The organism is Amycolatopsis tolypomycina (genome assembly GCF_900105945.1).
Classification (GTDB): Bacteria; Actinomycetota; Actinomycetes; order Mycobacteriales; family Pseudonocardiaceae; genus Amycolatopsis; species Amycolatopsis tolypomycina.
In genome coordinates, this window is record NZ_FNSO01000004.1 from 4807646 (window position 1) to 4828539 (window position 20894).

At 75.5% G+C, this 20894-nt stretch carries 5 protein-coding genes; 3 read left to right on the top strand and 2 right to left on the bottom strand.

Annotation, left to right across the window (positions count from 1 at the left end):
- The first annotated feature begins 8 nt into the window (after window positions 1-8).
- Genes BLW76_RS31645 through BLW76_RS31655 form a run of 3 tightly spaced genes read left to right on the top strand, consistent with a single transcriptional unit; the run spans window position 9 to window position 5178 of the window.
- Entirely contained in the window at window positions 9-626 is a 618-nt protein-coding gene (locus BLW76_RS31645) for a DUF7019 family protein (protein WP_091314303.1), read from the top strand.
- Window positions 626-4096 (top strand): WD40 repeat domain-containing serine/threonine protein kinase, encoded by a 3471-nt coding sequence (locus tag BLW76_RS31650; RefSeq protein ID WP_091314304.1) that lies wholly within the window; start codon window positions 626-628, stop codon window positions 4094-4096. Before BLW76_RS31645 ends, BLW76_RS31650 begins: the two co-directional genes overlap by 1 nt.
- A 29-nt stretch (window positions 4097-4125) precedes the next feature.
- Window positions 4126-5178 (top strand): protein kinase domain-containing protein, encoded by a 1053-nt coding sequence (locus BLW76_RS31655; protein WP_244170694.1) that lies wholly within the window; start codon window positions 4126-4128, stop codon window positions 5176-5178.
- A gap of 135 nt (window positions 5179-5313) precedes the next feature.
- On the opposite strand, the gene BLW76_RS31660 is transcribed toward BLW76_RS31655, so the two are convergent.
- The gene (locus BLW76_RS31660) at window positions 5314-11286 is read right to left on the bottom strand and encodes a type I polyketide synthase (protein ID WP_091314309.1); all 5973 of its coding nucleotides are present in this window, start codon (window positions 11284-11286) and stop codon (window positions 5314-5316) included.
- A 1-nt stretch (window position 11287) separates the two neighbouring features.
- A complete protein-coding gene (locus tag BLW76_RS50000; RefSeq protein ID WP_425266064.1) occupies window positions 11288-20854 on the bottom strand; it encodes an SDR family NAD(P)-dependent oxidoreductase in 9567 nt (3188 codons plus the stop codon).
- Window positions 20855-20894: the final 40 nt, after the last annotated feature.

A 20894-nucleotide genomic window follows, 5' to 3' on the forward strand; every position in this document is an offset into this window, starting at 1 on the left:
GGGCCGGGTTGGCGCTGCGGTACTACATCTACATCAGCGATGCGAAGGTCGACATGCTGTTGCCGCAGGTCGATCCGAAGTTCGCCGGCAAGCGCAGCACCGAGGTCGGGGTCGACCTCAAGCTGGTCGCCGGCAAGCGCAAGGTGGAGTCCGAGGCGGACCGCGTCGCACGGTTGGAGCGGGTGGTGCGGCACCTCGACGACTTCTGCGACGTGGGCACGATCGACGAGCCCGGCCAGTACTTCCGGGGCAGGCTGGCCATGCGCACGCAGCAGGGGCGGGGCTTCAGCTACTTCGCCGGCGCGACCGAGGACACGGTGGTCGGGCTGGGTGGCTCCAGCGGTCACCTCGTCGGCGGGGGCACGCTGGAGCCGGACGGGTTGTTCCCGCGGTCGATGCTGCCCGGAATGGTCGCGGGCCTGACGGCGATGGCCGCCGACGAGGCACCGAAGGACGCTCTGGAGCTGGCGTACCTGGCGCACCGGAACGGGCGCGGCGACGAGCAGGAGCTGGAGTTCGTGGCGAAGCGGCTACGGCACGGACCGAGCCCGTACCCGGAGCTGGACGCCGGCCGGCCGGTGCAGGTGCTGGTCGGCAGCCCCCTGTTCGTGGCGCTGGCCGACTGATGGCCTGGCAGCCGGGGGAAACCGTCCTCGGCCTGTACGAGGTCAAGGACGTGCGCAGTGGCGGCATGGGTGTGGTGCACCGGGTGCGGCACCTCGGCTGGCAGGTCGACCTGGCGGTCAAGACACCGCGACCGGAGTGGGTCACCACGCCGGACGACCGCCGGCACTTCGAGCTCGAAGCCGGCACGTGGGTGAACCTGGGCCTGCACCCGCACATCGTCAACTGCGTCTACGTGCGCACGATCGACGCGACGCCGCGGGTGTTCGCGGAATGGGTGGACGGCGGCAGTCTCGCCGAAGCGGTGCACCGGGCCACCCCGTCCGGCGACGGCCTGGCACGGGTCCTCGACATCGCGATCCAGACCGGGTGGGGCCTGGCCCATGCGCACGAGTCGGGTCTGGTGCACCAGGACGTCAAGCCGGCCAACGTGATGCTCGAGCCGGACGGGACGGCCAAGGTCACCGATTTCGGGCTGGCCAAGGCGCTGCGCTCCGACGGCGAGGCCCCGGCCGGTGTCAGTTTCGCCGGCATGACGAGGGAGTACTGCTCACCCGAACAGGCCGAGGCCATGGCCGGCCGCACCGGGGTGCGCATCACGGCGGCGTCGGACGTGTGGTCGTGGGGCGTCACGGTGCTGGAGATGTTCAACGGCGAACGGCCCACCGGCTTCGGGCAGGCGGCCGGGGCGGCGCTCACGGTGTTGCTGGCCGAGGGCCCCGACGACCCGCTGGCCCCGGTGCTGCCGCGCGAGGTGGCGGAGCTGCTGCGCGCCTGCTTCGCCGACGACCCCGCGCAGCGCCCGACCGCGCTCGACGCCGCCGCGAGGCTGAGTGACATCTACGAGGACGTCGTCGGCACGGCCTACCGGCGGTCGCGGCCGAAGGCGGCGAGGCTGCTCGCCGACGGCCTGTCCAACCAGGCCCTCTCGCTGCTCGACCTCGGGCGCACCGAGGAGGCGGAAGAGCTGTGGCTGCGGGCGGTCGGCGCGGACCCGTACCACCTGCCTGCCGTGTACAACCAGGGCCTGCACAAGTGGCGGACCGGTTCCCGGACGGGCGAGGAGCTCGTGTCCGACCTGGAGGCCGCCCGCGCCACCGATCCGTCCGGCAGCCTGGGGCCGCTGCTGCTGGGAGCCGTCGAGCTGGAACGGCACGAGAACGAGCGCGCCGGCGAGCTGCTGCGGGCGGCCGCGGCCGCCGATCCGTCGTCCGAGGACGCCAGACTGGCGCTGGCCGCGTTGGGCCGCCGTCCGCCGCGGGTCCACGCCGACCTCGAACACGAAGGTGTCAAGGCGATCGCGCTCGCCCCGGACGCCGCACGGGTGCTGTTCGGCGACAAGCAGGGCCGGCTGGTGCTGTGGACGCCGGCCAAGGGCACCGGCCGCCGGGCGCGCGAGGTCCTGAACCGTCGCGGGCAGCCCGTCGACGCCGTCGCGATGAGCGCCGACGCCACGGTCGGCGTGATCCTCCGCCGAGGCGCGGTCGAGCTGTGGGACCTGGCCCGCGGCCGGCAGCGACGCGGGCTGCGCGAGGCCGGCGGTGTGTGCGCGATCGCCGTGAGCGCCGACGGCCGCTGCTACGCCACCGGGAAGGTCTCCGGCACCGTTTCGGTCTGGTCGGTCGAAGGCGAGCGCCCGGTCGCGACCCTGCCGGCGCACTCCGGGCGGATCGACTCGCTGGCCCTGACCCCGGACGGCCGCCGGGTCGTGTCCGCCTCGTTCCGTGACCGCGACAGTTCCGTGCGGACCTGGGACGTGGCCACCGGGGCCTGTGTCGCGGAACTGACCGGCCCGCAACGGGGAACGCGGCACGGGGTGCCCCTGCATTCGTCCGAACTGGACGTCGGCGCGGTGGCCGGGGACGCCGGCCACGCCGTCGTCGCGTGGTGGCAGGGGCCACTCACCACCTGGGACGCCCAGCGGGGCGTCGTGGTGGGCGAGGTGCCGAACCGGCTGCCGGAAACGCACACCGTGCTGCTCGCCGGCACGACCATGATGAGCACCTACGAACCGCCGGTCCGGGTCTGGGACGCGCCGACCGGCCGCTGCCTGCGCGTGCTCGGCCGCGACCTCGACGCTCGCGCCCAGTTCGTGGACGCGGCGGCGATGACCGCCGACGCGCGCGTCGCGGCGCTGGCGAGCGAGTACGCCGGCATCGCGCTCCGGTCCCTGCCGACCGCCGGCTACCGGGCCCCGTGGTGCTATGCGCGGCCCCGTGCGGTCGATGAGCTCGTCACCACCGAAGACGTGTTCCGCGACCGCATGGACCAGGTGCGGGACCTCACCGAGCGCGAGCGGTTCGCGGAGGCCGCCGGAGTGCTGCGGTCGGTTCAAGAGGTGGCCGGTTACGCCCGCAACCTCGAGGTGCGGGAGGCGTGGGCCGGGCTCGGCGCCCACGGCACCCGGGCGAACCTGCTCGGCGGCTGGTCGCTCTACCACTACGAAGCGGACGGCGAGTTCACCCAGCCGCCGTCGGTGCTGCTGCGCCGGGACGGCCGGTACCAGCTCAGCTGCCGGTGGACCGGCGAGGTCGACGTGTGGGACTTCCGCGCCGGGGAACGGCTGCTGACGTTCGACCGCGGCGAGGGCGGCATGGCCAGAGACGTCCGCTTCGCCGTCGACGGCATGCTGGCGGTGGTGCTGACCTCCGCCGGCACCATCCGCCAGCTCGACTTGGCCGAGGGCGGCAAGCGGATCTTCACCAAGGACGACGGCCGGCTCACCGCGTTCGACGTCGATGCGGCCGGCACGACGATCGTCATCGGCAACGAGCACGGCGTGCTGCGCGTGCGCAACCTGCCGCGGGGCCACATCACGGCCGAGCTCGACCCGCTCGGCGGACCGGTCCACGCCGTCGCCGTGAGCCCGAACGGCCGGTACGCGGCGGCGGTGGGCGGTGGCCGCCGGGGCATCGACCACCAGGAGAACGAGATCCACGTCTGGAGCAACGCGAGGACTCCCCTGTGGACCCTCGAGGAGCGGTCCGGCGACGAGGAACTGCGCTTCACGCCGGACGGCCGCATCCTGTTCGTCTCGCTCAAGCCGTGGATCGGTGCGTGGGACGTGGCGACCGGCGAGCTCCGGTACTCGGTGCAGGGCGGCGCCATGATGCGCGGGTTCGAGCAGGGCCTGGCGTTGAGCGGCGACGGCCGGCTCGCCGCGACGCCGGGCAAGGACGAGCTGACCGTGTGGCGGACCGAGGACGGGGCGGTGCAGCGGTCGCTGCCGGTGACCGGCCGGGTGCACGCCTTCACGCTCGGCGCCGACGGCACGTTCGCGGTCACCGGCGACCAGGACCGGCTGATCCGGGTGTGGGACCTGCGCACGGGAAATTGCCTGCGGGAGCTGGAGGGGCACCGCGCCGACCTCTACCGCATGATGCTGAGCGACGACGGCAGCAGGTTGCTCACCACCGACATCGGCTCGACCATGCACGCGTGGGAACTGGTGTGGGACTACGACATCCCGTGATCCGGTTGTCCTGCGGAGACTTGTCGACGGTGGTCACCGGCGCCTGCACGATCGGCCGCGCTCCGGACTGCGGCTTCCGGATCGCCGCCGACCACAAGGTCTCCCGCCGGCACTGCCGCGTCGACGTCGGCCCGGTGTCGGTGACCGTGCACGACCTGGGCAGCCGCAACGGCACCTTCGTGAACGGAACCGCCCACGACACCGTCGAACTGCACGACGGCGACGAGCTGCGGATCGGCGACACCACCGTGCGGGTGTCCCTGTTTCCCCACGTGGTCGGGGAACTCGGCCGGGGCGCCCAGGGGGTGGTGGAGCTGGTCGAGCGGACGCCGGGCGAATTCGCGGCCGTCAAGACGCTCACCGAGCAAGGTCGGGTCGACCCCGATGCCCGCGACGCCTTCCAGCGCGAGCTGGACTGCACGAAGGCGTTGCGGCACCGGCACATCGTCAGCTGCCTCGGCAGCGACACCGAGAACGGCGTGCTCCGGATCCACTACGAGTACTGCGCCGGTGGCCACATCAGGAGCCGGTTGCCGGTCGAGCAGGCCGTTTCCCTTGCGGAGCAGGCTCTCGACGCCCTGGCCTACGCCCACGAGGCCGACGTCCCGGTGCGGCTGGCCGATGGCAGCACCACGATCGGGCGTGGCCTCGTGCACCGGGACATCAAGCCCCCGAACCTGCTGCTCACCACCGACGGCAGGCTCAAGATCGCCGACTTCGGGCTGGCCAAGGCGTTCGACCAGGCCGGCCTGTCCGGCCGCACCCGCACCGGCGCCGTCGGCGGCACCGTCGCCTTCATGCCACGCCGGCAGGTGTTCGACTACAAGTACGCGCGCCCCGAGGTCGACCTCTGGGCCGTCACCGCATGCCTGTACTGGATGATCACCGGCCTGCCGCCGCGCGAGTTCCCGCCGGACACCGACCCCGTGGCCGTGGTGCTGCGTCAGCCGCCGATCCCCATCCGCGACCGCCTCCCCACCGTGCCCACCGCCCTGGCCGACGTGATCGACGCGGCGCTCGACGAGACCGATCGGGCCGGCCCGGAGTCCGCGGCCGAGCTCGCGGCAGCCCTGCGCCGCTGATCGTCGAGCAGGACACGGCTGCCGGCCGGCACGGCGGCGGCCACGATCCGGAAGATCGCCGTCGCCGCGTGCTCGCTGCCGGCACCACCGGACGGCATCGCCTGCACCTCGAGCTGGGGCCGAGCGCGGGCCGCCTCAGGCGAGCCACCGGTCCACTACGCGTGCCACCTCCCGCGCGTTCTCCTGTTCCATCACGTTCATGTGGTTCCCCGGCACCTCGACCGTCTCGTCGGCGAAGGGGATCTCGTGCCGCCAGATGGGGTGGTCGGGACCGACGCCGTCGGCCTCCGAGGGGAGGGGGTCCAGCGCGCGGACGAACAGCATCGGCGCCTTCGTCGCGCGCGGGGTGAACGTGTCCAGCACGTTGAGGTGGCCGCCCATTCCGGTGAGCCGGGCGTGGCCGATGCGGCCGAAGAAGTCCTCGCGCGCGAACATCTCGTCGGCCAGGGTCGGCTCGATCAGCGGCAGGTCCGCGTCGAAGAAGTACGTGTCCACGAGGACCACGCCCGCCGGGGTGCGGCCGCGGTCCTCCAGGCGCAGTGCCGCCGCCGTGGCCAGCCAGCCTCCCGCCGAATAGCCGACCAGCGCGAACGGCTCCGCGCCCGCGGCCCGCTCCACCGAATCCGCCAGCAGACCGGCCATCGCGTCGAACGACGCCGGCAGCTTCTCCCGCGCGTCGGCGTACCCCGGCAGGTACACGACCGAGACGTCCCTGACGCCTTGCAGTTCGGCCGCGAACCGCGCGTAGTGCAGCGGGCTCGACGACGCCGCCAGCGTGGGGATGCAGATCAGCCGCGGCCGGGCGGGGCCGGTGGCCAGGGTGACCGGCGGCGGCAGTTCCGCCAGGTATGCCGCGTCGTCGTACTTGGGCCGCAGCCGCGCCGCCGCGCGGAGGAACTCGTTGCCGGCGGCGATGTCCCGCCGTTCCCAGGCCTGGCGGTACAGGGCGTTGACGGTGTCGCCCGCGTCCGCCGGGGCGGCGGGGTGGCCGGGCGCCAGCTCCCCGGCGAGGCGAGCGGCCAGCGCCGCGGGCGTGGCCAGGTCGAAGACGACCGACACGGGCAGCCGCGTCCCGGTCGCCGCGGCGAGGCGGTTGCGCAGTTCGACCGCCGTGAGCGAGTCGAACCCGGCTTCGAGGAAGGGCTGCCCGGCGGTGATCGCGTCCGCGCTCGCGTGGCCGAGCACGACGGCGGCCTCCTGCCGCACCAGCTCCAGGACGCGGGCTCGGCGGTCCTCTTCGGACAGTCCGGCGAACGCCCCGGCGGAATCGGGCGCGGTTTTCGCCGCCGGCCGGACGGGGGCCCGGACCAGCCCGCGCAGCAGCGCCGGCACCCGCTCGCCGGAGTTCCGGAGCGCGGCCCGGTCGAGCCCGATCGGCACCACGACCGCCTCTTCACCGGCGAGCGCCGCGTCGAAGAGCCGCAGACCGTCCTCTTCGGACAGTGCGACGACGCCGGCGCGGGCCATCCGGTTCCGGTCGGCGGCGCCGAGACCGCCCGCCATGCCGTCGTCCTGCTGCCACAGGCCCCAGGCGAGGGCCGTGGCGGGCAGGCCGTCGGCCCGGCGCCGCCGGGCCAGCGCGTCGGCGAAGGCGTTCGCGGCGGCGTAGCCTGCCTGTCCCGGCGCGCCGACCTGGCCGGCGGCCGAGGAGAACAGGACGAACGCCGCCAGGCCGAGGTCCCGGGTCAGTTCGTCGAGGACGAGGCCGCCGTCGACCTTCGGCCGCAGGACGGCGTCGAGCTGTCCGGGCCGCAGCGAGGTGAGCACGCCGTCGTCGAGCACGCCGGCGGTGTGCAGCACGGCGCTGAGCGGATGCGCGGCGGGCACCCCGGCGAGCAGCGCGCGAACGGCTTCCCGATCGGCGACGTCACAGGCGGCGACGGTCACGTCGGCGCCCGCGCCGGTCAGCTCGGCGGCGAGGTCGGCGGCGCGTTCCGGCCGCCGGGCGGCGAGCAGCAGGTGCCGCACCCCGTGGCCGCGGACGAGGTGCCGGGCGAGCACGCGGGCCAGGTCCCCGGAGCCACCGGTGAGGAGAACGGTTCCGTCGCGGTCGAAGGCGACCGGCCCGGCACCGGGGACGGCGGCGGTCAGCCGGGGCACGCGGGCGACGCCGTCGCGGAGCACGAGCTGTGGCTCACCGGTGGCCACGGCACCGGCGAGCGCTTCGGCGGAGGCTTCGGTGGCGTCGCTGTCGACGAGGACGAACCGGTCCGGGTGCTCCGCCTGCGCCGACCGCAGCAGGCCCCACAGCGGTGCTTGGACCAGATCGGGAGCGGGGGTGGCGACCGCGTTGCCGGTGACGAGCACGAGTTTCGAGCCGTCGAACCGCGCGTCTTCGACCCAGGAACGAGCGAGAGCGAGGGTGCGCTGGACGGCATCACGAACGTCGGCGGCGCGCACGGTCCCCGTTCCTGTGCCGCCGGCAGGGACCGTGGCCAGCACCACCGGCGGCACCGCCGCCCCCGCGTCGAGGGCCCGGCCCAGCTCCGCCGGGTCGCCGTACTTCGCCGATACCGTCACGTGTTCCGGTGCCGGGCCGACCACCGGCCACGCCGCCTGCTCGGCCGCCGCGAGTGGCAGCCGGGGCCAGTCGACCCGCAGGAGCTCGCCCGCCCGTGGCCGGTCGCCCAGCCCGCCGGCCGGGCGCAGGACCAGCGACTCCACCGTCAGCACCGGCCGGCCTGCCGGATCCCACGCCACCAGCGAAAACGCTTCTCCCCCGGCCGGGGCGAGCCGGACCCGCAGGCTCGTCGCCCCCACCGCGTGCAGGCGGACGCCGCTCCACGCGAACGGCAGCCGGGGTACTCCCGGCTCCGCCGCCGACGCGAGGCGTGCCGCCGCGTGCAGGGCCGCGTCGAGCAGGGCCGGGTGGATGCCGAACCCGTCGGCGTCGACCGGCAGCGTCACCTCGGCGAACACCTCCTCGCCCGCTCGCCACGCGGCGTCGAGGCCCTGGAACGCCGGGCCGTAGCCGAGTCCCGCGGCCGCCAGGTCGTCGTGCAGCTCCGGGACGGACAGCTCCTCGCCCGCCGGTGGCCAGTCCGGTGCCTCGCCGGGCTCCTCGCCCGCCGCCACGACGACGGACCCCGTCGCGTGCCGCGTCCACGGCCCTTCGCCGGTCTGCGCGTGGACGCCGACCGTGCGGCGGCCCGACGGCTCGGGCGCGCCGAGCACCACCTGGACGCGGGTCGCCTCGTCCGGCAGGACCAGCGGGGCCTCGAGCGTCAGTTCCTCCAGCTGCCCGCACCCGGCTTCCTCCGCGGCCCGCAGCACCAGCTCCACGACGGCGGCACCCGGCAGCAGCCGCTTGCCCAGCACCTCGTGGTCGGCAGGCCACGACCCGGCCGCGGCCGGAAGCCGCCCGGTCAGCACCAGTTCACCGGTCGACGGCACCGGCACGCACGCGGTGAGCAGCGGGTGCCCGATCGCGGTGAGCCCGGCGGCTTCGACGTCCCCCGCCCGCGGCGGCTCCCGGAGCCAGAAGTGCTCGCGCTGGAAGGCGTAGGTCGGCAAGTCGACAGTGCGGCCCTCCGCGACCACCGCCGCCCAGTCCGGCGCCAGCGTCGTGAGCGCACCGAAGAGCGTTTCCGGCTCCGGCCGCCCGTCCCGCAGCCCGGGCACGAAGCGGATGTCGCCGGTGCAGGCCGGGCCCATCCCGGACAGCACGCCGCCCGGCCCGAGTTCCAGGCAGGTCGTCACCCCCGCGGTCCGCAGCTGCTCGACGGCGTCGGCGAAGCGCACGGTCGCGCGGACGTGCGTCACCCAGTAGTCCACAGTGGACATGTCGGCGGCGCGGGACACCGTCGAGTGCACCGGGATCCGCGGTTGGGCGAAGGTGAGGCCTTCGACGACGCGGCGGAACTCCGCCAGCATCGGTTCCATCAGCGGTGAGTGGAACGCGTGCGACACGGCGAGGGCCTTCGTCCGGCGGCCCTGCCGGGCGAACGTCTCCGCGATCCGCTCGACGTCCGCCCGCGCCCCGGACACCACGACCGCCCGCGGCCCGTTGACGGCGGCGATCCCGGTCGTGTCCCCCAGGTGCGGGCGCACTTCGGCCTCGGCGGCCTCGACGGCGGTCATCGCCCCGCCCGCGGGCAGGGCCTGCATCAGCGCACCGCGCGCGGCGACCAGCGTCGCGGCGTCGTCGAGCGAGAGGACCCCGGCGGCGTGCGCGGCCGCGATCTCGCCGATCGAATGCCCGGCCAGCGCGTCCGGGAGCAGGCCCCACGACTCCAGCAGGCGGAACAGCGCGACCTCGACGGCGAACAACGCCGGCTGCGCGTACTCGGTGCGGTCGAGGGCTTCGGCGTCCTCGAAGACGACTTCCCGCACCGGCAGCGGGAACCGCGCGCACACCGCGTCGAAGGCCTCGGCGTAGACCGGGAACCGGTCGTACAGCGCACGGCCCATGCCGGCGCGCTGGGCGCCCTGGCCGGAGAACAGGAACGCCACCTTGCCCTCGGCGGCCGGTTCGGCCTGGGCCCGCGCGAGCGCGTCGAGCAGCGCCGTCCGGTCCGCTCCGGCGGCCACCGCCCGGTACCCGAACCGGGACCGCGTGACGGCCAGTGACCGCGCAACGTCCACAACGGACAGTTCCGGCCGCTCCGCCACGAAGGACGCCAAGCGGGCGGCCTGGTCCCGCACGGCCTGGGCGGTCCGGCCGGACAGCACCCAGGGCACCACCCCGGTTTCCGGGCCGGGCGCCGGTTCCTCGTCCGCAGGCACCTGCTCGACGATCACGTGCGCGTTCGTCCCGGACAGCCCGAACGCCGACACCCCGGCCCGGCGGGGGCGGCCGGTCTCCGGCCACGCCACCGCCTCGGTGAGCAGCCGCACCGCGCCGGCGGTCCAGTCCACCTGCGGGGTCGGCTCGTCGACGTGCAACGTCCGCGGCAGCACACCACGGCGCAGCGCCTCGACCATCTTGATGACCCCGGCCACCCCCGCCGCCGCCTGCGTGTGCCCGATGTTCGACTTCACCGAACCCAGCCACAACGGCCGGTCCCCCGGCCGATCCCGGCCGTACGTGGCCAGCAACGCCTGTGCTTCGATCGGGTCGCCCAGTTTCGTGCCGGTGCCGTGCGCTTCGACGGCGTCGACGTCCGAAGCAGACAGCCCGGCGTTCGCCAGTGCCGCCCGGATCACGCGCTGCTGCGCGGGTCCGTTCGGGGCGGTCAGGCCGCTGCTCGCGCCGTCGGAGTTGACCGCCGAGCCGCGGATCACCGCCAGCACCGGGTGACCGCGGCGGCGGGCTTCGGACAGCCGTTCCAGCAGCAGGATCCCGGCCCCTTCGGCCCAGCCGGTGCCGTCCGCCGCGGCGGCGAACGGCTTGCACCGGCCGTCCGGGGCGAGGCCGCGCTGCCGGGAGAACTCGAGGAACGCAGCCGGCGTGGCCAGGACGGTGACCCCGCCGGCCAGCGCGAGCGTGCATTCCCCGCGCCGCAGCGACTCGCTCGCCAGGTGCAGCGCCACCAGCGCCGACGAGCACGCCGTGTCCACCGTGATCGCCGGGCCTTCGAGACCGAGGGTGTAGGCGATCCGGCCGGAGGCGACACCGCCGGCGCTGCCCGTGCCGAGGAAGCCCTCGAGTCCTTCCGGCGCCCTGCCGTTCCAGACGCGGGCGCCGTACTCGGTGTAGATGACCCCGGCGAACACCCCCGTGCGGGTGCCGCGCAGCGACGCCGGGTCGATCCGGGCGCGTTCCACCGCCTCCCATGCGGTCTCCAGCAGCAGCCGGTGCTGCGGGTCGGTGGCCAGTGCCTCGCGCGGGCTGATCCCGAAGAACCCGGCGTCGAACTCGGCCGCGCCGGGCAGGAACGCGCCCGCCGCGGTGGTGGACGTGCCGGGGTGGTCGGGGTCGGGGTCGAACAGCCCGCCGAGGTCCCAGCCCCGGTCGGCCGGGAACTCGCCGACCGCGTCGACGCCGTCGGCGACCAGCCGCCACAGCCGCTCCGGCGACTCGGCCCCGCCGGGGAAACGGCAGGCCGTCCCGATGATCGCGATCGGCTCCCTGGCCCGCTCTTCGAGTTCGCGCTGTTTCCGCCGGGCGTCGCGTGCCTCGGTGACCGCGCGCTTGAGGTAGGTGCGGAGCTGGTCCTGCTCGGCCATGTCACGTCATCCCGAAGTCGTTGTCGATGAGGTCGAAGAGTTCTTCGTCGGACGCCCCGTCGAGGTCACGGGGGCCGTCGTCCGGCGCGGCGCCGGGATCGGCGGCGAGGGCCCGCAGGCGGGTGAGGATCCGGGCCCGCGCGTCCGGCCCGGCGGTCCGGAGCGCGGCGGCCACGCCGTCCAGGCCGGCGAGGGCCGCGGCTGTGGCGTCGTCGGCGTCCCCGGCGAGCCGGGCCTCGGTGAACGCGGCCACCGCGGCCGGCGACGGGTGGTCGAAGACCAGCGTGCTCGGCAGCTTGACGCCGGTGGCGGCGCTGAGCCGGTTGCGGAACTCCACGGCGATCAGCGAGTCGAAGCCGATCTCCAGGAACCCGCGGTCGTCGCGGACCGCCGCGGCGGACGCGAGTCCCAGCGCGTCCGCGGCCAGCTGCCGCACCAGGCCGAGCACGGCCTCGGCGCGCTCCGCCGGGGCCGCGCCGCGCACCCGCCGCGCGAAGCCGGCCGGGTCCGGGCCGCGGCCGGTGTCCCGCCGCCGCGGCCCGGCCAGGCCGCGCAGCACCGCCGGGACCTCGGCCGGATCCGCCGCCGAGCGCAGGACGGTCGTGTCGACGCGCACCGGGACGACGACGGCGTCGTCCACGGCCAGCGCCGCGTCGAACAGTTCGAGGCCCTGGTCCGAGGACAGCGGGAGCAGGCCGATCCGGGCGCCGCGGGCGAGGTAGACGTCGCCGAGGCCGCCGCTCATCCCGCTCGGCTCGGCCCACAGGCCCCAGGCCAGCGCCTTCGCCGGCACGCCCGCGGCGCGCAACCGCCGGGCGAACGCGTCGAGGAAGGCGTTCGAGGCCGCGTAACCGGCTTGCCCGGCCGTCCCCAGCAAGCCCGACGCCGACGAGAACAGCAGGAACGCCGCCAGGTCGTGGTCCTTCGTCACCTCGTGCAGGGCCAGTGCCGCGTCGAGCTTGGGCCGCAGCACCGTCTCGATCCGCTCGGGGGTCAGGGCCGTGACGACGCCGTCGTCCAGCGCACCCGCCGAGTGCACGACCGCGGTGAGGTCCGGCAGGGCGGCCACGACCTCGGCCAGCGCGGCCCGGTCCGCCGCGTCGCACGCGTGCCAGCTGACGTCGGCACCCCGGTCGCGCAGCTCCGCCAGCAGGGCGGCGGCTTCCGGGCTACCGGCCCCGCGCCTGCCGAGCAGCGCGAGCCGGGTGACGCCGTGGTGGCCGACCAGCCGCCGGGCCACCAGGCCGCCGATCAGCCCGGAGGCGCCGGTGACCAGCACGGTCCCGCCGCCCCACGCCGGAGCCGCCGCGCCGGGGGCCGCCCGGGTCAGGCGCGGGACGCGGAACTCGCCGTCCCGGACGGCCACCTGCGGCTCGCCGAGGGCGACAGCTGCCGCGAGGTGGTCGCCCGCCGGGTCGTCCACGAGCACGAACCGGCCGGGGTGCTCGGACTGCGCGGAACGCACCAGGCCCCAGAGCGCGGCCTGCGCCGGGTCCGGCAGCTCCCCGGTCGCGGCCGCGACGCCGCCGCGGGTGTGCAGCACGAGCCGGTCGGTCCCGGCGCGGTGCTCGTCGCCGAGGAAGGCCTGCACGAGTTCCAGCGCCCGGAACGTCGTCCGGCGGACGGTCGCCGCCGGATCGCCGTCCTCGGCGGCGAACCCGGCCAGCAGGATCCCGCTCGCGGCCGCCACGTCGTCCACTGTGGACACCTCGGTCCAGCTCGACGTCGGCTCGGCCAGGGCCGCGACGGGCACCCAGTCGAGCCGGTGCAGCCCGTCGGTGGCCGGGCGGGCCGGTTCGGGGAGCGGCCGCGTCACCAGCGCGCCGATCCGGGCGACCGGCTCCCCGGTCTCGCTCGCGACGGTCACCGCGAGCCCGTCGCCGGCCGGGGACAGCCGGACGCGCACCGCGGTGGCCCCGGCCGCGAACCGCGTGTAGCCGGTCCACGAGAACGGCAGGCCGTCCGGGGCGTTCCGCAGGCCGGACGCGTGCAGCGCGGCGTCCAGCAACGCCGGGTGCAGCCCGAAGGAGTCCGGTGCGCAGCCGTCCGGGAGGCGGACCTCGGCGTAGACGTCGTCGCCTGCCACCCAGGCCGCGTGCAGGCCGCGGAAGGCCGGGCCGTAGCCGTAGCCCCGGTCGGCGAGGTCGTCGTAGAAGCCGGCCAGGTCGACGGGAACCGCGCCGGGCGGCGGCCATCCGGGCAGTCCGGTCGGGGTCGGCGCGGCCGCCGACAGCACCCCGGTGGCGTGGCGTGTCCAGGTCTCCTCGCCGCCGGTCCGGGAGTGGACGGTGACGGCCCGCCGGCCCGACTCGTCCGGCTCGCCGACCAGCACCTGCGTCTCGACGGTGCCGGTCGTCCCGAGCACCAGCGGTGCTTCGAGCGTCAGTTCGTCGACGTCCGGGCACCCGGTCCGCTCGCCCGCGGCGCTCGCGAGTTCGAGGAAACCGGTGCCGGGGAACAGGATCACGCCGTGCACGGCGTGGTCGGCGAGCCACGGCCGTCCCGCGACGCCCAGCCGTCCGGCGAACGCGACTTCCGCGCGCCCGGCGACGGCGACGACCGCGCCGAGCAGCGGGTGCCCGGAGCCGGGTGGCCCGTCCGGCGAACCGCCGGACGGCGCACCGCGGTCCAGCCAGAACCGCTCGCGCTCGAACGGGTAGGTGGGCAGCGGGACGCGCCGCGCGTCCGGGAAGAACGGCCGCCAGTCGGCGGGCACACCCCGCACGTGCAGGGTGGCCACCGATTCGGCGAACCGGTCCATGCCGCCGTCGTCGCGGCGCAGGGTGCCGGTCACCACCGCGTCGGTGCCCCGGTTCTCGACGGTTTCCAGCAGCGCGTTCAGCAGCACCGGGTGCGGCCCGACCTCGACGAACGCCGTGTGCCCCAGCCCGGCCAGCCGCTCGACGACCGGTTCGAGCAGCACGGTCTGCCGCAGGTTCCGGTACCAGTAGCCAGCGTCCGTCGCCGGGCCGTCCAGCCGTTCGCCGGTGACGGTCGACCAGAACGCGATCTCGGGCACCCGCGCCCGGATCGGGGCCAGCTCGCGCAGCAGCCGGTCGTGGATCCGCTCGACGTGCGCCGAGTGCGAAGCGTAGTCCACCGGCACCGCCCGGGCCCGCACGCCTTCGCCGTCGCAGTACGCGATCAGCTCACCCAGGGCTTCGGGATCGCCCGAGACCACTGTGGACGAAGGCCCGTTGACGGCGGCGAGCGCGAGCCGGCCGCCCCAGCGGGCCGGCAGGTCCGCCGCCGCGGCCCCGGGCAGGGCGACCGAGACCATCCCGCCCTGCCCGGCCAGCTCGCCCAGTGCCCTGCTGCGCAGGGTGACCACGCGCGCAGCGTCCGAAAGGGACAGTGCACCGGAGACGCACGCCGCGGCGATCTCGCCCTGCGAGTGCCCGACGACCGCGTCCGGCTCGACGCCGGCGGACTGCCAGAGCCGGGCCAGGGAGACCATCATCGCGAACAACGCCGGCTGCACGACGTCGACGCGGTCCAGGACCGGTGCACCGGGATCGCCGAGCAGCACGCCGGTCACCGACCAGTCGGCGAACTCGCCGAGTGCGGCGTCGCATTCGGCCATCCGCTTGGCGAACACCTCCGACTCGCGCAGCAGCCGCGCCCCCATCCCCGCCCACTGGCCGCCCTGGCCGGGAAAGACGAACACGGTCCGGCCGGGGCTCGTCGCGGCGCCGGAGACCACCGAGGACGCCGGGCGGCCCGCCGCGAGTGCCTGCAGCGCCGCCCGTGGGTCCGCGGCCGGCAGCACCACGGCGCGGTGCTCGAACCGGGGGCGCGCGGCCAGTGACGCACCCAGATCCGCCCACCGGACGTCCGCTTCACCATCCACATGGGACAGCAGGCGGGCGGCCTGCGCGGCCAGCGCGGTCCCGGTCTTCGCCGACAGGACCAGCGGCCCGGCCGCCGGGGCCGGGGCCGGGCGCGGGCGCTCGCGCACCGGTGCCTGTTCGAGCACGACGTGCGCGTTGGTGCCGCTCATGCCGAACGACGAGACACCGGCCCGGCGCGGCCGGCCGCCGTCGGGCCACGTCACGGCCTCGGTGAGCAGCCGCACCGCGCCCGCGGTCCAGTCCACCTGCGGCGTCGGCTCGTCGGCGTGCAACGTCCGCGGCAGCACACCACGGCGCATCGCCGCCACCATCTTGATCACCCCGGCCACCCCGGCCGCCGCCTGCGTGTGCCCGATGTTCGACTTCACCGAACCCAGCCACAGCGGCGTTTCCCGGTCCTGGCCGTAGGTCGCCAGCAGCGCCTGCGCCTCGATCGGGTCGCCGAGCGTCGTGCCGGTGCCGTGCGCTTCCACGGCGTCCACTTCGGACGGCCGGAGCCCGGCCCGCGCCAGCGCGTCCCGGATCACCCGTTGCTGCGAAGGGCCGTTCGGCGCGGTGAGGCCGTTGCTCGCGCCGTCGGAGTTGACCGCGGAACCGCGGATCACCGCCAGCACCTCGTGGCCGTGGCGCTCGGCGTCGGAGAGCCGTTCCAGCAGGAGCACGCCCGCGCCTTCGCCCCAGGCCGTCCCGTCGGCGGCGGCCGAGAACGGCTTGCACCGCCCGTCCGGGGCCAGCCCGCGCTGCCGCCCGAACTCGACGAACGCGCCGGGGTTGCTCATCACGGTCACGCCGCCGGCCAGTGCCAGGGTGCATTCGCCGCGCCGCAGCGACTCGGCCGCCAGGTGCAGCGCCACCAGGGACGACGAACACGACGTGTCGATCGACAGGGCCGGGCCTTCCAGGCCGAAGGTGTAGGCCACCCGGCCGGCCACGACGCTGGCGGCGATGCCGGTGAGCAGGTGCCCGGCCGCGGCTCCGGCGGCCGAGTCCCACGGCGGGCCGTAGCCCTGGTGCGTCACGCCGGCGAACACGCCGGTGCGGCTGCCGCGCAGGCCGTGCGGATCCAGGCCGGCGCGTTCGACGGCCTCCCACGAGGTCTCCAGCAGCAGCCGCTGCTGCGGGTCCATCGCCCTGGCCTCCCGCGGGCTGATGCCGAAGAACGCGGCGTCGAACCCGGCGGCGTCGTCGAGGAAGCCGCCGGAGCGGGTGTAGGTCTTGCCGGGGAGTCCCGGCTCGGGGTCGTACAGGTCCCCGAGGTCCCAGCCGCGGTCGGCCGGAAAGCCCGAGACGGCGTCGCGGCCCTCGTGGACGAGGTCCCAGAACGCCTCCGGTGTGTCGGCACCCCCGGGGAACCGGCAGGCGATGCCGACGACGGCGATCGGCTCGTCGGCGGCGACCGGTGCGGCCGCGGTTTCGTCGAGGACGGTTCCCAGCGCCGCGCGGTGCAGTTCCGCGGCGAGCGCGGTGACGTCCGGGTGGTCGAACACGACGGTCGCCGTCAGCCGCAGCCCGGTGTCGCCGTTGAGCCGGTCGCGCAGGTCGACGGCGGTGAGCGAGTCGAACCCGAGTTCGCGGAAGGCACGGCCGGGGTCGACGCCGCCCGGCTCGTGGTGCCCGAGCACCGCGGCGACGTGCCCGCGGACCAGCGCGGTGACGAAGGGCAGCCGGTCGGCCTCGGGCAACTGCGCCAGCCGGGCCGCGAGCGGCGTGGTCCCGGCCGGGGCGGGGGCCGCGAACCGCCGTGCTTCGGGGAGTTCGTCCAGGAGGAAGCCGGGCCGGCCGGCGGTGAAGGCGGGCACGAAGGCGGCCCAGTCGACGTCGGCGACGACGACGGCGGTTTCGCCGTGGTCGAGGGCGTGCTGCACCGCGGCGACCGCGCGCCGGGGCGGCATCGCGGCGAGACCGCGACGGCGCAGGTGCTCCTCGACGCCGTCGTGGGCCGACATCCCGGTTTCGCCCCACGCGCCCCAGGCGATGGCCGTGGCCGGCAGGCCGCGAGCGCGGCGGCGCTGCGCGAGGGCGTCGAGGTAGGCGTTCGCGGCCGCGTAGGCCGCCTGGCCGTCGGCGCCCCACACCCCCGAAACGGAGGAGAACAGCACGAAGGCGTCCAGGTCGGTGCCGGCGAGCAGGTCGTCGAGGTGGGCCGCGCCGGCGGCCTTGGGCGCGGCGACCCGGGCCAGCTCGGCGGCGCTCGTGCCGTCGAGCGGGGTGAACTGCGCGACGCCCGCGGCGTGGACGACGGCGTTCGGCGGGTGCTCGGCCAGCAGCGCGGCGAGCGCGGCGCGGTCGGCGACGTCGCACGCGGCGACGGTCACCCGGGCGCCGAGTGCGGTCAGTTCGTCTCGCAGGTCCGCGGCGCCCGGCGCTTCGAGCCCTTGGCGGCTGCCGAGGACCAGGTGCTCGGCACCGTTCTCGGCGAGCCACCGGGCGACGTGCGCGCCGAGCGCGCCGGTGCCGCCGGTCACCAGGACCGTTCCGCGCGGGCGCCACGGCCGTTCGGGGGCGGTGGCGGGGGCCGCCGCCCGGACCAGCCGCCTGCCGTGGACGGCGTCCCGGCGGACCGCGACCCGGTCCTCGCCCGTCGTGCCGAGCAGGCCGGCGAACCGCGGCACCGCGCCGTCGGCGACGTCGGCGAGCCGGAGTTCGCGCTCCGGCGCCTCCAGCGCGGCCACCTGGCCGAGGCCCCAGATCCGGGCCTGGTCGGGGTCGGGGGTTTCGGCCGGGTCCACCGCGACGCCGGACCACGTGACGAGCCAGCACGGCGCGTCGATCCCCGCCAGGGCTTGCAGCGCGACGGTGGTGAGCGCGAGCCCGGCCGGGACCTCCGGGTGCCCGGGGTGGGGCGTGGTCCCGGCGGCCAGGAGCGAAAGGACACCGGCGGGGGTCGTGCCGCCCAGTGCGGAGTGCAGGCGGTCGGCGACGGCGTGGCGGTCCAGACCGGTGTCGAGCGTGACGGTGACGGCGTCCGGATCGAGGGCCCGGCGGATTTCCCCGGCCCAGGACGCGCCATCGGCCGGGAGCAGGACCAGCCAGGTGCCCGCTGGCGGGGTCGCGGGCCGCTCCGGCAGGGCCGGCCACGTGATCCGGTAGCGCCACGGATCGCCGGCAGGCTGGTCGTGCTCGAGCCAGAACCGCTCGCGCTGGAAGGCGTAGGCAGGCAGGTCGACGGTCCGCGCGCCGGCGAAGAACGCCGGCCAGTCGGCGTCCCGGACGTGCCCGAGCGCGGTCACGGCGGTGCCGGTCTCGGACTCCCCCGCTCGCAGGGCGGGGACGAAGGTGAGGTCTTCGGCGCACTCGGCACCCATCGCGGACAGCACGGCGTCCGGCCCGAGTTCGACGCAGGTCGTCACGCCCGCCTCGGCCAGCGCGCCGATCGCGTCGGCGAAGCGGACGGTCGCGCGCACGTGCTCGACCCAGTAGCCGGGGGTGGCCGGGTCGGCCGACGGCGAGACGGCCGAGACGAGCGGAATCCGGGGCCGCGCGTAGGACAGCCCGGCGGCGACCGCCCGGAATTCTTCGAGCATCGGCTCGACCAGCGGCGAATGGAAGGCGTGCGACACGTCGAGCCGCTTGGTCCGCCTCCCGAGTCCGGTGAAGTGGGCGGCGATCGCGGCGACGGCGTCTTCGGCACCGGAGACGACGACGGCTTCGGGCCCGTTCACGGCGGCGATGTCGGCGGCGATGTCGGCGGTGGCGGCCAACCGCGGACGCACTTCGGCTTCGGCCGCCTGGATCGCGACCATCGCGCCGGTCTCCGGCAGGGCCTGCAGCAGCCGCCCACGGGCGGCGACCAGCTTTCCGGCGTCGGCCAGGGAAAGCACCCCGGCGGCGTGGGCCGCCGCGAGCTCGCCGACCGAATGGCCCGCCAGCCGGTCCGGGCGGGCACCCCACGACTCGAACAGCCGGTAGAGCGCCACTTCCAGGGCGAAGATCGCCGGCTGGGCCAGGTCCGTCCGGGTCAGCTCGGCGCCGCCGAGCACGAGGTCGCGGTCGATCCCCGCGGCGGCGCACGCTTCGTCGAAGGCCCGCGCGTACACCGGGTACCGCTCGTGCAGCTCACGCCCCATCCCCCGGCGCTGGCTGCCCTGGCCGGTGAAGAGGAACGCGGGCTTCCCGGCCGCGACCCGCCGCGGCCGCGCGGTCTCGAACGCCGCCAGCAGCGTGTCCCGATCTTCACCGGCAAAGACGATCCGGTGCTCCCACGCGGACCGGGTGGTGAGCAGGGAGAACCCGATGTCCGATGGAGACAGTTCCGGGTGGTCCGCCGCGAAGGCACGCAGGCGCGCGGCCTGGTCCCGGGCCGCGGCCGGGGTGGCGCCGGTGACCACCCAGGGCACCACACCCTCGTGCGTGCCCGGTTCGTCGCCCTCCGGCGCCTGCTCGAGGACGACGTGCGCGTTGGTCCCGGAGATCCCGAACGACGACACCCCCGCCCGGCGCGGGCGGCCGGTCTCCGGCCACGGCACCGGTTCGGACAGCAGGGAGATCGCTCCCGTGCTCCAGTCCACCTGCGGGGTCGGCTCGTCGAGGTGCAGGGACTTCGGCAGCACGCCGTGGCGCATCGCGTGCACCAGCTTGATGATGCTCGCGACACCCGCCGCGGCCTGGGTGTGGCCGAGGTTGGACTTCACCGAGCCCAGCCACAGCGGGGTTTCCCGGTCCTGGCCGTAGGTCGCCAGCAGCGCCTGCGCCTCGATCGGGTCGCCCAGCCGGGTGCCGGTACCGTGGGCCTCCACCACGTCGACGTCCGATGTGGACAGTCCGGCGTTCGCCAGGGCGGCCCGGATCACCTGCTGCTGCGCCGGTCCGTTCGGGGCGGTCAGGCCGCTGCTCGCGCCATCCTGGTTGATTGCCGAGCCCCGGACGACCGCGAGCACCGGGTGCCCCAGCCGCCGCGCGTCGGACAGCCGCTCGACCAGCAGCATGCCGACGCCTTCGCTCAGCGCCGTCCCGTCGGCGCCGGCGGCGAACGAGCGGCACCGCCCGTCGGCCGACAGCGCACCCTGCCGGGCGAACTCGACGAACATCATCGGCGTCGCCAGCACGGCGACCCCGCCGGCCAGCGCCAGCGCGCATTCGCCGCGGCGCAGGGATTCGCAGGCCAGGTGCAGGGCCACCAGTGACGACGAGCACGCCGTGTCGACGGTGACCGCGGGACCGGCCAGGCCGAGGGTGTAGGAGATCCGGCCCGAGGCGACGCTGCCGGAGATCCCGGTGCTGAGGTAGCCCTCGAGGTCCTCCGGCGCCCGGCTCAGCCAGGACCCGTAGTCGTGGTAGACGAGCCCCGCGAACACCCCGGTCCGGCTGCCGCGCAGGGAAAGCGGGTCGATCCGCGCGTGCTCGATCGCCTCCCACGACGCTTCGAGCAGCAGCCGCTGCTGCGGGTCCATCGCGAGGGCTTCGCGCGGGCTGATCCCGAAGAAGGCCGGGTCGAAGTCGGCGACGCCGTCGAGGAAGCCGCCCGAGCGCGTGTAGGTGGTGCCCGGCCGGTCGCGGTCGGCGCTGTAGAGCGCGTCGAGGTCCCAGCCGCGGTCGGCGGGGAACCCGGAGATGACGTCGGTGCCGGAGGTGACGACCCGCCACAGGTCCGCCGGCTCCCGGACGCCGCCGGGGAACCGGCAGCTCATCCCGACGACGGCGATCGGCTCGGCGGCCCCGGCGGTCAGTTCCCGGTTCCGGTGCTTGAGCCGCTCGTTCTCCTTCAGCGCGGCGCGCAGAGCCGCGACGACCTGTTCGGGCGTGGTGGTCATCGTCGGC

Bases quoted from the DNA above. Each gene is read 5' to 3' on its own strand.
- BLW76_RS31650 (WP_091314304.1), top strand. From the start codon at position 626: ATGGCCTGGCAGCCGGGGGAAACCGTCCTCGGCCTGTACGAGGTCAAG.
- BLW76_RS31660 (WP_091314309.1), bottom strand. From the start codon at position 11,286: ATGGCCGAGCAGGACCAGCTCCGCACCTACCTCAAGCGCGCGGTCACC.